The organism is Microbulbifer harenosus, assembly GCF_005771435.1.
GTDB classification, from domain to species: Bacteria; Pseudomonadota; Gammaproteobacteria; order Pseudomonadales; family Cellvibrionaceae; genus Microbulbifer; species Microbulbifer harenosus.
In genome coordinates this window covers 51,559-66,603 of record NZ_VANI01000015.1, presented here as the reverse complement: position 1 = coordinate 66,603, position 15,045 = coordinate 51,559, and the positions used below count along the sequence as shown (strand labels likewise).

At 62.0% G+C, this 15,045-nt stretch carries 13 protein-coding genes; all 13 read right to left on the bottom strand.

Translation table 11 applies throughout. The features are described 5' to 3' along the window. Positions 1–3: 3 nt before the first annotated feature. Complete coding sequence (locus FDY93_RS14270) at positions 4–2,085, bottom strand: transglutaminase TgpA family protein (RefSeq protein WP_246068588.1); 2,082 nt, start codon at positions 2,083–2,085, stop codon at positions 4–6. Beyond that, the gene (locus tag FDY93_RS14265; RefSeq protein WP_138236431.1) at positions 2,082–3,101 is read right to left on the bottom strand and encodes a DUF58 domain-containing protein; all 1,020 of its coding nucleotides are present in this window, start codon (positions 3,099–3,101) and stop codon (positions 2,082–2,084) included. The genes FDY93_RS14270 and FDY93_RS14265 overlap by 4 nt, the downstream gene beginning before the upstream one ends. Positions 3,102–3,134: 33 nt before the next feature. Next, positions 3,135–4,046, bottom strand: a complete 912-nt coding sequence (locus FDY93_RS14260; protein WP_138236430.1) for an AAA family ATPase — start codon at positions 4,044–4,046, stop codon at positions 3,135–3,137. A 104-nt stretch (positions 4,047–4,150) separates the two neighbouring features. Next, positions 4,151–5,335 (bottom strand): O-succinylhomoserine sulfhydrylase, encoded by a 1,185-nt coding sequence (locus tag FDY93_RS14255; RefSeq protein ID WP_138236429.1) that lies wholly within the window; start codon positions 5,333–5,335, stop codon positions 4,151–4,153. A 469-nt stretch (positions 5,336–5,804) separates the two neighbouring features. Then, positions 5,805–7,292, bottom strand: coding sequence for an amidophosphoribosyltransferase (purF, locus tag FDY93_RS14250; protein ID WP_138236428.1), 1,488 nt, complete (start codon positions 7,290–7,292; stop codon positions 5,805–5,807). Between the two features lie 68 nt (positions 7,293–7,360). Continuing rightward, positions 7,361–7,858, bottom strand: a complete 498-nt coding sequence (locus tag FDY93_RS14245) for a CvpA family protein (protein ID WP_138236427.1) — start codon at positions 7,856–7,858, stop codon at positions 7,361–7,363. A gap of 188 nt (positions 7,859–8,046) precedes the next feature. Then, on the bottom strand, positions 8,047–8,718 hold the full coding sequence (locus tag FDY93_RS14240) for an SPOR domain-containing protein (RefSeq protein WP_138236426.1): 672 nt from the start codon (positions 8,716–8,718) through the stop codon (positions 8,047–8,049). Positions 8,719–8,747: 29 nt separating this feature from the next. Continuing rightward, a complete protein-coding gene (gene folC / locus FDY93_RS14235; protein ID WP_138236425.1) occupies positions 8,748–9,992 on the bottom strand; it encodes a bifunctional tetrahydrofolate synthase/dihydrofolate synthase in 1,245 nt (414 codons plus the stop codon). A 231-nt stretch (positions 9,993–10,223) separates the two neighbouring features. Beyond that, the gene (gene accD, locus FDY93_RS14230) at positions 10,224–11,078 is read right to left on the bottom strand and encodes an acetyl-CoA carboxylase, carboxyltransferase subunit beta (protein WP_138236424.1); all 855 of its coding nucleotides are present in this window, start codon (positions 11,076–11,078) and stop codon (positions 10,224–10,226) included. Between the two features lie 192 nt (positions 11,079–11,270). Then, positions 11,271–12,083: a tryptophan synthase subunit alpha gene (trpA, locus tag FDY93_RS14225; protein WP_138236423.1), complete on the bottom strand. Its 813-nt coding sequence runs from the start codon at positions 12,081–12,083 to the stop codon at positions 11,271–11,273. Between the two features lie 8 nt (positions 12,084–12,091). Further along, positions 12,092–13,312: a tryptophan synthase subunit beta gene (gene trpB / locus FDY93_RS14220; RefSeq protein WP_138236422.1), complete on the bottom strand. Its 1,221-nt coding sequence runs from the start codon at positions 13,310–13,312 to the stop codon at positions 12,092–12,094. A 3-nt stretch (positions 13,313–13,315) separates the two neighbouring features. Further along, positions 13,316–13,960: a phosphoribosylanthranilate isomerase gene (locus FDY93_RS14215; RefSeq protein WP_138236421.1), complete on the bottom strand. Its 645-nt coding sequence runs from the start codon at positions 13,958–13,960 to the stop codon at positions 13,316–13,318. Positions 13,961–14,090: 130 nt separating this feature from the next. After that, a complete protein-coding gene (gene truA / locus FDY93_RS14210; RefSeq protein ID WP_138236420.1) occupies positions 14,091–14,981 on the bottom strand; it encodes a tRNA pseudouridine(38-40) synthase TruA in 891 nt (296 codons plus the stop codon). Between the last annotated feature and the right edge of the window lie 64 nt (positions 14,982–15,045).

Genomic DNA, 15,045 nt, shown 5'->3' with positions numbered 1-15,045 from the left:
TTGTCACACAGATTGCACGCTTGTGGGGCGGGCCCGTCGCCGCGGCCAGAAGCCCCGCAGCAAGCGTCGCAACTGCCGTTCTGCCGCCGCACTGCTGCCACTATCACCATAGGCAGCGCGCTCGTAGGCCAGGGTGATCTGGCGGGCCATGGGGCCGAGCCGCGGCACCTCCCGCTCGATGCGACGGGCGTAATCCCCCGGCGCCTCGCCGGGATTGCGCGCAAAGCCCGCGCGCGCCATACGCCGGCAAAAGCGCAAATAGAGTCGGCTGACCGTGGGCAACGCAGGCCCCCGGCTGCTGAGATGCAACCACAGCAGCAGGGCCGCCAGTGCCAGCAGCACAGGCAGGCCCAGCAACAACGCCAGGCGCAGGGGTGATACCTCGCCGAGCAGCCGCGTCAGCAGACCTTCCTGACGCTCCCGGTCAAAACTCACCACGGTCTGGTACCAGCGGTAGTTGATCATGTCCCACTGCAGGCGCAAGCGGGTGACCAGGGCGATCTTGTGCAGGGGCAGCAGTGCGTCCTGCATGAACTCCTCGGCCGCGGCGGTCTGCAACCCGTCGCGGATACGCTCCGGCGCCACCGCGGCGGTGGGGTCAACGCGCACCCAGCCGCGGCCCGGCAGCCAGATTTCCGCCCAGGCATGGGCGTCGTACTGGCGCACCAGTAGATATTCCTGCTGTTCCACCCACTCGCCACCCTGGTAGCCGGCCACCACCCGCGCGGGCACGCCGGCGGCGCGCATGGTGAACACGTAACTGCTGGCGAAGTGCTCACAGAAGCCCTGGCGGGTACTGAACAGAAATTCGTCCACGCTGTCGCGGCCCAGTGCCGGCGGGCGCAGGGTATAGGTGAAGTTGCGGTGATACAGATCCAGCAGCGCCGTGGAGATCTGCTCGGCACCCATGCCCTCCGCGAGCCGCGCCTGAGCCCAGGCCCGCGCCTCCGGGTTACCGGAACCGGGCAGCTGCAGATGGCGGCGCTCCTCGGCGGCACTCAGCGGTTCATCGCGGGCGAGGCTCTCCCGAGGCCAGGAACGCACGTCGTAGGCGAGACGACTGGCAACCGGCATACGGTACACCAGGGTGTCGTCGCCGGTGGCGCTGACACCCTCGGTTTCCGAATGCGGTCGCGCCAGTGAAAACAGCCAGGGGCTGTGACTCGCCTCCTGGATTACCTGATAGCGGTAGCGCGGGCCCACCGCCGGTAGTGTCTGCTCACTTTCTGCCGCGCCCGACACCCCCTGAGACCGACCACGTCCCCGACGCCAGCTGGCGTAATACTGTTCCAGATCCGGCTCGCTCCAGCGGCGGCCGTCGAAGTGGGTGTACACCAACCCGCGCCAGTAACGCTGCTCCGGTGGCGGCAGCGGGCCATCAAAGGAAATGCGCAGGGCGGGCTTGTCCGACTTGGACAGCTCGCTGAAATCCCCCGGGCTCATAGAGTCGCTGATACCGGTAGAGGCCTTGGCACTGTTCTGCGGCACCGCCCACAGCGGGCCGAGGCGCGGCATCACCACAAACAGGAGCAGCATCACCGGCACCGCCTGTGCCAGCAGTTTCGCCGATAATCCCAGCGCCCGCCCGGGTCGCGCGCTGCCCTTCCCCTGCTGTGCCGCCAACGCCGCGGTGATCAACACCACGCACAGCATGCCGTAGAGGGCGTAGGGAATGGTCTGCTCAAATACAAACAGGGTGGCGGCAAGGAAATACGCCAGCATCAGGCTCAGCAACGCATCGCGCCGGCTGACCAGTTCGATGTTTTTCAGGGTGAACGACACCGCCAGCAGCGCCACCATCGGTTCCAGCGCAAACCAGCGCCGGTAAGTGAGCACCAGCCCCAGAACCGCCAGGGACACCGCCAGCAGTTTCACCAGCCGCCCGGGTATCTCGCGGCGTCCGCGGTACACCTCGAGCCGCCAGTAGACTGCAACCGTCCAGGCGCCCAGCAGCCACAGGGGCAAATGGGCGAAGTGTGGCAGCAGCACCGCCAATTGCGCGGCGAAAATCCACAGCAGGCTCTCGCGCGGCAACAGCGTCTGCAGCTGGCTGTGACCGTGAGGATTTGCGGAGCCCTGAATCACGCGCGCACTCCCTGCACCGGGAACAGCGCCAGCAGGCCCAGCAGATACGTTTTGTGCGCACTGCCAAGTGCCGGTGCGACCGTCTGCCCCGGCAGGCGCAGGCCGTAGGGAACCTGGGCGCGCTCGGCGTCGAGAATCCAGGCACAGAGGTTGCTGAGACGGGTCTCCACGTCGCGCCCGGCCAGCAGATCCCAATCGAGCCACAGACGCGCGTCGCTGCCCGAGGCGTACTCCTTGCTGTACAGGTCGCGGCCACCGGCGTACTGCTTCCAGGCCACATGGCGCAGGGAATCGCCAGGCTGATAGTGCTTGAGGCCGGCGAAGTCGTCGCCACTCTGGGTGTGTGCCAGCTCGCGCTCGCCGTCGCCGGTACTGGCGCCAAGCGGCAGTGGCCCGGCGGATTTTGGTTGCGGATAGACCAGGAATTCCACATCCAGATCCACCCAGCTCCAGCAGCGGAACAGACCGAGGGGGAAACGGCTCTCTACCAGGATGCGCGGCGCGCGCACCCGACCGCGTTGCACCAGTGGCAGGTCCAAGCGAATCTCGCGGCCATCGCGCCCCTCGGTGACATCGACGAGCTGGCCCTCTTCCGGAGGCCATGCGAGCCGCACCCGTTCGTGGAAACGCTTGCCGCTTTTATGGAGCCGAATCCGCGCCTGGCCGTAGTCACCGGCGAAGGTGGGTTCGGCTTCCACCAACTGCAGTTTCAGCCCGGAGAGATTGGCAAAGGTGTGCACCGGCAACACCACAAACAAACCCACCAGCAGGAAGGTGAGCGCAAACACCAGATTGTTTTCGTAGTTGGTGCCGAGCAGCCACAGCAACGCGATCACCAGCACGAAGCCCATACCCGCGAGGCTGGGAATCACGAACAATTTGCGGTGATTGAGGGTGACACTGTTGGCGGCTGGCGCGCGGCGACCCAGCCAGCGCTGCCAGTGCTTATGGAACAGGCGCCGGGGCTGGTCGCCGCTGTTTGAGGTTTCGCGATTGGCCGATAATTTCCCGAGCACGCTGCGTTCGCCCTAAGTTCATCTCCGCCGGGGTCAGGCGGCGATGATGTCCACCTGGTGCATCATGCGCTCCACCAACTGCGCACCGTCACCGCCATCGGTCTGCAGGCGGTGGCCGGCGACCGCCGGCAACACGGCCTGCAAATCTTCCGGCAACAGGTGGCCGCGGTTGTGGATCAGCGCCCAGGCGCGGGCGGCATGCAGCAGCGCCAGTGCACCGCGCGGTGACAGGCCGACGGCGCACTCCGGGCTGTGGCGGCTGTGTTGCACCAGTCGCTCGAGATAATCGAGCAGTGAATCCGAGGCCTTTACCTGCCCCACCAGCGACTGCAGTTTTTTCAGACCTTCGCTGTTGATGCGCGGTTTGAGTTGGGCCAACTGAGCGCGCGGGTCTACACCCTGAAACAGTGCCCGCTCGGCTTCGCGGGTGGGGTAACCGAGGCTGATGCGCATGAGAAAGCGGTCGAGCTGGGATTCCGGCAGCACGAAGGTGCCGGACTGCTGCAGCGGGTTCTGGGTGGCGATGACGAAGAAGGGTTCCGGCAGCGGTCGGGTCTCGCCGTCGATACTGACCTGGCGCTCTTCCATAGCCTCCAACAGGGCACTTTGGGTTTTGGGAGAACTGCGGTTGATTTCATCGGCGAGCAACAGCTGGCTAAACACGGGGCCTTCGTGGAAACGGAACTGCCCGGATTCGCGCTCGAAGATGCTGACGCCGAGGATGTCGGCGGGGAGCATGTCGCTGGTAAACTGCACCCGTTTGTAGGAAAGGCCGAGAACCTGCGCGAGTGCGTGGGCGAGGGTTGTCTTGCCCATACCCGGCAGGTCTTCAATCAGCAGATGCCCGCGCGCCAGTAGACAGGCCAGCGCGAGTTTTACCTGATGTTCCTTGCCCAGCAGGACTTTGCCGATATCGGCGACAATGGCGGAGATGATTTTTTGCACGGCAAATCCATTACTGCTCGGTTTTTCTTCACTAGCCACTAATGATAGGCCCGCAGTGAGCAGGCACTATCCAGCAAGTCACATTTCGCGCCATTGTGACCGCTTTATGCGAGTGACGACAAGCCTCGCGTCAGATCCCCTTTCAGGTCCTCGACATTTTCCAGACCGACAGAGATGCGAATCAGGTTTTCGGTGATGCCCGCCTTCGCCTTTTCCTCTTCGCTCAGACGACCGTGGGTGGTGGTGGCCGGGTGCACGATGGTGCTCTTCGCGTCACCGAGGTTGGCGGTAACGGAAAAGATTTTGCACGCGTCGATCACCTTCCACGCCGCCTCGCGCCCACCTTTGACGGTAAAGCTGAACACCGCGCCGAAACCACTCTGCTGGGCAGCGGCGAGCTGGTGATTGGGATGGCTGGGAAGACCCGCGTAATTGACCTTTTCCACTTGCGGCTGCTCCTTCAACCACCAGGCAATATCCAGCGCACTGTTGCAGTGGGCACGCATGCGCAGGTTGAGGGTTTCGAGGCCTTTGAGGAAAACCCAGGCATTGAACGGACTCATGCTCGGCCCGCAGGTGCGCAGGAAGATGACGACTTCATCCATCACCTCTTTCCTGCCCACCACCACACCGCCCACACAGCGGCCCTGGCCATCGAGGAATTTTGTGGCGGAATGCACGACGATGTCAGCACCGAGTTCCAGCGGGCGTTGCAGCGCGGGGGTACAGAAACAGTTGTCCACCACCAGCTGCGCGCCGGCGCTGTGGGCGAGATCCGCCATGGCGCGGATATCGGCGACTTCGCACAGAGGGTTGGACGGTGTCTCCATAAACAGCAGCTTGGTGTCGCCATCCAACGCATCCTTCCACGCCTGCAGGTCGGTGAGGTCGACGAAGCTGACCTTGACGCCAAACTTGACCATATAGCGGGTAAACAGCGCTGTGGTGGTGCCGAACACACTGCGGGAACAGATGACTTTGTCACCGCTTTTCAGCAGCGCCATGCACAGGCTCAGGATGGCGGCCATGCCGCTGGACGTGGCTACTGCGGCCTCCCCGCCTTCCATCGCGGCGATGCGCTGTTCGAACATGCGCACGGTGGGGTTGGTGTAGCGCGAGTAGACGTTGCCGGGGGATTCCCCGGAGAAACGCGCGGCGGCTTCTGCCGCGGAGGGAAAGACGTAACTGGAGGTGGTGTAGATCGGCTCTGAGTGCTCGCCTTCCGCCGACCGGCTCTGGCCTGCACGTACCGCCAGCGTTTCCAGTGCGTAGCCGTCGTCTTCAAACATGGATTAACCGTCCCGGGTTGGTGTGATTGAGCCGGTAATCTTAACCCAGAAACAGCGCAACGCTGAATCGAAGGCACAAAAGCTACGAAGTAAAAAACCAAAAATCGAAGGCAGAGTGACGGGGATTCGTTTTCAAAAGCGTCGCAAACAGGGATGTTTGCGACGCAGCGTACAGGGACGTATTCACAGCGGTTTTGAAAACGAATACCCGTTGCTCTGACGCCACTACGGGGAGCTACGGAGTAACTGGAAGGTGGGAAAAACTCCGTAGCCCGCCCGGAGGCAGCGCCGCTACCGATAGTTGCTTGCGAGACACGCCGTAAACCCATCCCTGGGGGCTCTTCTAAAACATCCCTGTTTTAGAAGGTCTCGCAAGCAACTATCGGTATCGACGCTTTCACTTTGCCCTAAAACACTTCGGCCCACTGATTGGTGGGCCGAAAGCTTGGGGGATAAACGGAGTTACAAATTACATTGAGCTCTGTTTGCCCTTGGTTTCCTTGGCATTGTCATTGCGCGCGGCATGCAGGCTGTTGAGGTATTCCTCGGTAACATCGCCAGTGATGTACTCACCGTCGAACACCGAATTCTCAAACTGCTTGATCTCGGTGTTGCCCTCACCAGAGGACACGATCAGGTCTTCCAGCTCCTGGTAAATCAGCCAGTCCGCACCGATCTCCTCACGTACTTCTTCCGTGGTGCGACCGTGGGCCACCAGCTCAGTGGCAGACGGCATATCGATACCGTACACATTCGGGAACTTCACCGCAGGAGCGGCAGAAGCGAAGTACACCTTGTTGGCACCGGCATCGCGGGCCATCTGAATGATCTGCTTACAAGTAGTACCACGCACAATCGAATCGTCCACCAGCAGCACATTCTTGCCGCGGAATTCCAGCTCAATCGGGTTCAGCTTCTGGCGCACAGACTTCTTGCGTTGCTTCTGGCCCGGCATGATGAAGGTGCGGCCGATATAGCGGTTCTTTACCAGACCTTCACGGAACTTCACGCCCAGACGATGTGCCACCATCTGGCCCGCGGAGCGGGAGGAATCCGGGATCGGGATAACCACATCGATGTCGTGATCCGGGCGCTCGCGCAGGATTTTTTCGGCGAGATGCTCGCCCTGGCGCAGGCGCGCCTTGTGCACGGAAACACCGTCCATGATGGAGTCCGGACGGGCAAAGTACACATGCTCGAAAATGCACGGGCGCAACTGCGGATTCTCCGCACACTGCTCGGAGTGCAGGGTGCCATCCAGCTCGATGTACAGACACTCACCCGGCGCCACGTCGCGCACCAGGGTGTAACCGAGCACGTCCAGCGCCACAGACTCAGAGGCCACCATATATTCGGTGCCCTGGTCAGTATCGCGCTTGCCGTACACCAGCGGGCGGATACCGTTGGGGTCGCGGAAGGCCACCACGCCGTAACCGACGATCATGGCCACACAGGCGTAACCGCCGCGCACACGTTTGTGCACCGCGCGCATTGCGGTGAAGATGTCTTCGGCTTTGGGCTGGAGTTTGTGCTGCTTGTGCAGCTCGTGGGCAAAAACGTTCAGCAGGACTTCGGAATCGGAGTCGGTGTTGATGTGGCGCAGGTCCTGCTGGAAGATTTCCTCGCTCACCTCTTTTACATTGGTGAGGTTGCCATTGTGGGCCATGGCGATGCCGTAGGGGGAGTTGACGTAAAACGGCTGGGCCAGCGCGGGGCCAGAGCTGCCGGCGGTGGGGTAGCGCACATGGCCGATACCGAAGTTGCCGGTGAGGCGCTGCATATGGCGCGCGCGGAATACATCCCGTACCAGGCCGTTCGCCTTCTGCTGGTTCAGGCGGTCACCGTCACAGGTGACGATACCCGCGGCATCCTGGCCCCGGTGCTGCAACATGGTGAGCGCGTCATACAACTGCAGATTGACGTCACTCTTGCCAACGATTCCAACGATGCCACACATACTTCAGATAACCCCAGTCGTTTCGAAATGGTCAAGGTGATCGGGTACTGCCTCCTGCAGATCTGCGATCAATCAAATTGCCCTGCGAAGAAATCCTTGACCGCGCCAGCCGCTTCGCGCGCGCGGTCCTCAAATTCTAGAAAGCGAGGTATCAGCGTCGATTCCTGCCACCACTTGTCTTCATTCACCGGCGCCAGCGCCGGGGCAAAGATCAATAGTGCCATCACGATGATGGCACCGCGGAACAGTCCAAACACCATTCCCAGTACCCGGTCGGTTCCGGAAAGGCCGGTGGCCTCCACGAACGCGGACAGGGTCATATTCAAGCCGGCTCCTGCCAGCAGGGTAGCAATAAAGAGAATGGCGAAGGCCGCTATGGCCTGCAGTGAAGGCGTATCGACGAGGTTGGAAAGGAGTGGTGCTAACTCGTCGCGGAACATCATCGCCACCACGAATGCGGCCACCCAGGTGAGCAGCGACAGGACTTCGCGCACGAAGCCTCGGCCCAAGCCGATCAGCGTGGAAATGGCGACAATTGCCAGAATGGTCCAGTCAGCCCAGTTCATTCAACCCTACCTGCTACGCGGCGGCCGCCGCGAAGAGCGCGCATTCTAACGTACCGACCGGGGCCAGTGAAGCAGTTCACTAAATCCCGTGAAATTGGGTGGAACATTGCGAACCTGGCGGTCGGGACGACCGCCGGTCCGGAGTGCACAAGAGGAGGAATGATAAGGTCCCGCGGGGAATCGCCGTATCAGGCCTTGTAGCGCAGGATCAGGGTATCTGCCTTCAGCAGTTTATCCAGCTTCTGCTTGTCCGACTGGGCATCCACCCGGCTGAGTTTGGGGCCCACAAAGACCCGCACAAAACGACCCTTCCCGGTATCGACCGCCCGGGTATAGGCGCGGAAGCCGGCATCCAGCAGTTTGCCGCGCATGCGCTCGGCGCTGGCGGCATCCTTGTAAGCCGCCACCTGAATCACCCAGCCCTCCGGCAAACCCTTGTCATCCAGCTGGGTTTTCTCTGCCGGCAGCTGCGGCTGCTTCTCGGCAACAGGCTTAGTTTCCGCAACCGCGGACGCAGGTTCAGGTTCCGCCTTGGGTTCCGGCTGCGGAGTCACCACTTCCGGGTCCGGCGCTGGCGATTTCTGTTCGACAAATTCCGGCTGGAAGACGTCGTTGACCGGAGGCGCCGGCTCAATGTCCGCCACCGGTTCAGGCTCCGCAATGGAAATAGGCTTGATATCCGGTGCCGGGGGAATCTGACTGGTCACATCCACGAAGCGCGCGCCCTCGCGGTCAAACAAGCTGGGCAGGAAGATCACCGCCAGCGCGGCCAGTACCAGCGCGCCCACAATACGCTGCTTGACCCCGTCGTTCAGGCGGCGGGGGGAAGCGGAGTAGGAGTCATTGTCCCGACTGGCCATGCTGGTGTTCTCTCAGTGTATTTGCGCAATTACTCGATAACGCTCAAGGCTTCCGCAACGGTAAAGAAAGAACCGAAGACAAGCAACCTGTCATCTCTGCCCAGATCCGTCGCGGCCCGCGCCAGCTGCCCCGCGACCGGTTCGCAGCCCCCCTCAATACGCCCCGCATCGACACCGCCGGCGGCGAGCCCCGCCAACAGCTGCTCCGCGCCCGCAGCACGGGAATTGTCCGGCAGCAGCGCCGGATACCAGTGATCGATCCGCCCGGCGAGAGGCTGCACCAGACCGGCAATATCCTTGTCCGCCATCACCGCCACCAGCGCCAGGGTGCGCCCCGACACCGGATGGCGGTCCAGCCAGTCCGCCAGGTACTCCGCCGCCGCAGGGTTATGGCCCACATCCAGTACCAGCCGACGCCCCTGCCAAGTCAGCGACTGGCAACGCCCCGGCATGCGCAGGTGCTCCAGCACCTCGCACACCCGATCCGCCCCCGGCAGCTCGCCGGCAATGGCCAGCGCGGTAATCGCCGCCGCCACACTGGCAGGTGGCAACTGCAACACCGGCACGCCAATCTTCAGCTCCGGCTCCGCATACAACTGATAGTGGTTGTCCTGCAGCGAGAACTCGTGACCGATAAAGAAACTCTCGCAACCGAGATCCCGCGCCGCATCCACCACCGATGCCGGCGGCTTCGGGTCCGCGCACACAAACGTCTTACCCGCCCGCAGAATGCCCGCCTTCTCGCGCCCGATCACCTCCCGGTCACGGCCCAGCCACGCCTCGTGATCCACCGCCACACTGGTAATGATCGCGACATCCGCATCCACCAGATTCACCGCATCCAGACGCCCACCCAGCCCCACTTCCAGCAGCGCAAACTCCACACCCGCCCGCTTGAACAGCCAAAACGCCGCCAGCGTAGTGAACTCGAAATAGGTCAGGCTCATCTCCCCCCGGGCCTGCTCCACCGCCTCAAACGCCTCAATCAGCGCCGCATCGGAAACCTCCGCACCGCCAATCCGCACCCGCTCATTGAAGCGCAGCAGATGTGGCGAACTGTAGGCACCCACAGAGTGATTCCCCGCAAGCAGCAGCGCCTCCATTGTGCGCACGCAACTGCCTTTGCCATTGGTGCCACCCACCGTAATCACCCGACGCGCCGGTGTTTCCACATCAAGCGTGCGGGCAACGGAGGAGACTCGCTCAAGGCCGAGTTCGATTTCCGTGGGATGCAGTTTTTCCAGACGGGAAAGCCAGGATTGGAGGTCGCGCATAGGATCACCGGTAACTTATCAGGTGAAGGGATTTTAGTAGGATGCAAAGGATTTTCGGCGCTGAATCGAAGTGAACAATTCAATGCGAAGGGAGCGATGCCGGGGGCAGCCTTGCAAGACCTTCCGCGAGAGGGACCTCGCGGAAGAGCCCCCATGGATGGGTTTACGGCGTGTCTTGCAAGGCTGCCCCCGGCAGCGGTCCCGCCACCAAGCGAGACCAAGGAAACAATGTCAATTATTGGAGAGTTTGCCCAGCAGGCGACCAACCGTATTCCGCATATCGTGACGCGGAATGATCATATCGATGGCGCCGTGCTCCAGCAGGAACTCCGCGCGCTGGAAACCCTTCGGCAGCTTCTGGCGAATGGTCTGCTCAATGATGTTCGGACCGGCAAAACCCGCGCGGGCACCCGGCTCCGCCGCATTGATATCACCCAGCAGCGCCAGCGACGCAGAAACCCCACCGTACACCGGATCCGTCATGATGGAGATATAAGGCACACCCGCCATCCGCAGCTTCTCCAACACCGCCGACGTCTTCGCCATCTGCATCAGCGAAATCAACGCCTCCTGCATACGCGCACCACCGGTCGCCGAAAAACACACCAGCGGAATCCGCTCCTCCAACGCACGCTGAGCCGCGCGGGTGAACTTCTCACCCACCACATAACCCATCGAACCACCATGGAAATTAAACTCGAACGCCACCGCCACCAGCGGCTTGCCTTCCAGCAGGCCCTGCATTGCAATCAGCGCATCCTTCTCGCCAGTCGCCTTCTGCGCCTGGGTCAGGCGGTCCTTGTATTTCTTCACATCCTTGAACTTAAGGCGATCCACCGGTTCAACGTCGGTGGCCAGCTCCTCGCGATGCTCTTTATCCAGGAACATATCCAAACGCCGGCGCGCGCCGATGCGGAAGTGATGGTCGCACTTCGGACACACGTCGAGATTGCGCTCCAGTTCCGGCAAGTACAGGGTGGAATCGCATTTCACGCACTTCTTCCATACCCCTTCCGGCACCTTGCTGGCTCCGGTACGGCGCTCGGTACGGATCACCGAGGGGACAATTTTTTCTAACCAGCTCATTTTGCTTCCAAAATCCGATGCTTGCTGAATTCTCTCACTGCCGGGGACGGCCACCCCTTCACTAGAGGGACAAAGATAAATGACCGGCAGCGCCAAAACCGCGAATTAAACCACTTTAAAAAAAATTGCACTTGGCCAGATAAGCCGCACACTCCGGCTTTCTGGCCAACAGTTCAGGACTTCGCCGATGCCTCAAGTATCCAGCGCCGTGCGCATTTCAGCGACCAACGCACCGATGCGATCCTTGGCCGCCGCCGCATCCGCGGATTCACCCACAGCGGATACCAACACACTGCCTACCACCGCACCGTCGCCATCAGCGCTCACGGCTTTCGCAGAAGCACCATCCTTGATACCGAAGCCGACACACAGGGGAAGATCCGTGTGACGGCGGATGCGCGCAAGGTTTTCGTGCACCGACGCCAGATCCAGGTGCCCGGCGCCGGTGACGCCTTTCAGGGAAACATAGTAGACAAACCCGCTGGCGAGACGCGTGATCTCAGCGATACGCGCATCGCTGGTGGTCGGTGTCAGCAGGAAAATATTACGCAGATCGCGCGCCTTCAACAGATCGTTCAGCGGGCCCGCCTCCTCTGCCGGCAGATCCACCGTCAAGGCACCATCAGCGCCAGCCTCTTTCAGCCCATCGGCGAAGGCCTCGGTGCCCATTCTCACGATCGGGTTGGCATAGCCCATTAAAATCACTGGCGTCTCGGCGTCCTTTTCGCGGAACTCCTTCACCAGTGCCAGGCATTTGCGCAGGGATACCTTCTGCTCGAGCGCGCGCTCATGACCTTTCTGAATCACTGGGCCTTCTGCCATCGGGTCGGAAAATGGCACCCCGAGCTCAATCAGGTCGGAGCCGCTGGCCACCAGTTGGTGCATCAGGCCTACGGTATTTTCCAGACCGCCGTCACCGGCGACGATGTAGGTCACCAGCCCCTTGCGGCCCTCGCTGCGCAGCCTGGCAAAGCGCCGATCAATTCTGTTTGCTTCAGTCACCATGCCACTCCTTAAACCTTGATGCCGTCGATGGCAGCGACGGTGAAGATATCCTTATCGCCGCGACCAGACAGGTTCACCACGATGTTCTGGTCCGGCCGCATGGAAGCGGCGAGCTTCAGACCGTAGGCCACCGCGTGGCTGGACTCCAGCGCGGGAATAATGCCCTCCGTGCGGGTCAGCTTGCGAAAAGCCGCGAGGGCTTCGTCGTCGTTGATCGCCACATAGTCTACCCGGCCGATATCCTTCAGCCAGGAGTGCTCGGGGCCAACACCGGGATAATCGAGACCAGCGGATACCGAATGCGTCTCGATAATCTGACCGTCCTCATCTTCCATCAGATAGGTGCGGTTGCCGTGCAGGATACCGGGTATGCCCTTGTTCAGCGGCGCGGCGTGGCGACCGGTTTCGATGCCATCACCCCCCGCCTCTACCCCGTACATTTTTACGGACTCGTCGGCGAGGAACGGGTGAAACAGGCCGATGGCATTAGAGCCGCCGCCCACGCAGGCCACCAGCGCATCCGGCAGCTGCCCGAACTGCTCCAGACTCTGGCGGCGCGCCTCGCGACCGATAACGGAATTGAAATCCCGCACCAGCTGCGGATAGGGGTGCGGGCCAGCCACGGTGCCGATGATGTAGAAGGTGTCGTCCACATTGGTGACCCAGTCGCGCATGGCTTCATTCATGGCATCTTTCAGGGTCTTGGAACCGGACTCCACCGGGATCACTTCGGCACCAAGCAGCTTCATGCGATAGACATTCGGCGACTGGCGTTTCACGTCTTCCGCGCCCATGTACACCGCGCACTTGAGCCCAAGGCGCGCCGCCACGGTGGCGGTGGCCACACCGTGCTGGCCGGCGCCGGTCTCCGCGATCACGCGGGACTTGCCGCTGTGCTTGGCCAGCAGTGCCTGGCCAACGGTGTTGTTCACCTTGTGCGCGCCGGTGTGGTTCAGGTCTTCGCGCTTCAGCCAGATACGCGCGCCGCCGGCGTCGGCAGTCAGCCGCTCAGCCAGATACAGCGGCGAAGGACGGCCCACATAATGGGCCAGGTCGTAATCGAATGCGGCCTGGAATTCCGGATCGTTCTTGAGACGCTGGTACATTTCCTGCAGCTCATCCAGGGCGCTGATCAGGGTCTCGGACACAAAGCGTCCGCCGAATTCCCCGAAGTGCCCGCGAGCATCCGGATAGGCCCCGTAATCGACGGGGGAAGTGGTTTTAGTCACTACTCAAACTCCTTGTGTCAATTCTGTCTGGCCTGCACAGGCAGCGCGGGCGGCGCGAATAAATGCGGTTACTTTGGCGGCATCTTTGCGCCCGGGAGACGCCTCAACTCCACCACTCACATCCACCGCCTGCGGATGCGCGGCGGCAACCGCTGAGGCCACATTTTCCGGCGTGAGACCGCCGGCAAGAATAATCTGGCGGCCGCTGTCCCGGGGCACCCGCTGCCAGTCGAAGGTATCTCCGGTACCGCCGGGAACGCCCTTGCGATAGGCGTCGAGCAAAATACCGCGGGCATCGGGAAAACCCGCCATAACTTCGACCGGATCCAGCTCCGGCCTCATGCGCAGGGCCTTGATATAGGGGCGACGAAACTGGCGGCAGTAGGGCGCGTTTTCATCGCCGTGAAATTGCAGAAGATTCAGCGGCACCTGCTGCAGCACCGCCTCCACCTGTTCCGGGTGCGCGTTTACAAACAGCCCGGTGAGCACCACAAACGGCGACACCGCGCGGGCAATTTCCGCCGCCTGTTCCGGGGTCACATTGCGGGGGCTCGGGGGATAAAACACCAGGCCCAACGCATCCGCACCGGCATCCACCGCGAGCAAGGCGTCGTCGACACTAGTGATTCCGCAGATCTTTACGCGCATATTCCATACACCGCTGACGCGGCCAGCTGGCGTCCGCTACAGGAACCGCCACGAATCCCGTGCGCTGGCAGCAGAGAAAATCGGAGAGCACGGGATACTAGCAGATCGGGGGGGCCGGCGAAACGCGGTGTTACCGACCTGTGCCGGCAATGGCATTTAGCGGCAGAGGCACCAGCAAAGGCCCCGGCGGCCATTCCGGCAGGGTGAACACTTCCGGGTACTGCACATTGACCAGATACAGCCCGTGGGGAGGTGCGGTGACGCCCGCTGCGGCGCGATCCCGTGCGCCCAGCACTTCCGCCACCCATTCCGGTGCGCGGTCGCCGCGCCCCACGGCCATCAGTACGCCGGCAATATTGCGCACCATATGGTGCAGAAACGCGGTGGCGCTGACCTCGAGCACAATGAGCTGGCCGACGCGGCCGATATCCAGCTTGGTAAGCCGGCGCACCGGGGAGCGGGCCTGGCACTGGGCGGCGCGGAAACTGCTGAAATCGTGTTCGCCGATCAAGTGCTGAGCCCCCTCCCGCATCAGATCAAGATCCAGGGTGCGCTCACTCCAGGTCACTTCCGTGGCCGCCTGCGCGGAGCGTGTCGGCGCACTGTGAATCAGGTAGCGATAGGTACGGTTGCGCGCAGAAAAACGCGCGTGAAACTGCGCCGGCATCTCCTGCGCCCAGTGCACCCGCACGTCAAACGGCATCTGGGTGTTCACGCCCTGAATCCAGGCCTTGGTTGGCCGCACCGCACTGGTATCGAAGTGGATTACCTGCCCGGTAGCGTGTACGCCGGCATCGGTGCGCCCGGCACACACCAGAGTGACCGGTTCCGCCGCCACTTTAGACAACGCCTTTTCCAGGGTTTCCTGCACCGTCAGCGGATCGTGACTCTGCTTCTGGAACCCCCGCAGCCGCGAGCCGCAGTACTCCACGCCGAGCGCAATACGGCGCAATCCCGGCGGCAGGGATTCACCCTCGGGCACTTCACCATTCGCTTTGTATTCGTAGATTTTGTTCATCATGCAGCGGAGTTTACACCTCAGCGAAAAAGAAAGACCCCGCGTAAAGCGGGGTCAAAGTGTTGTC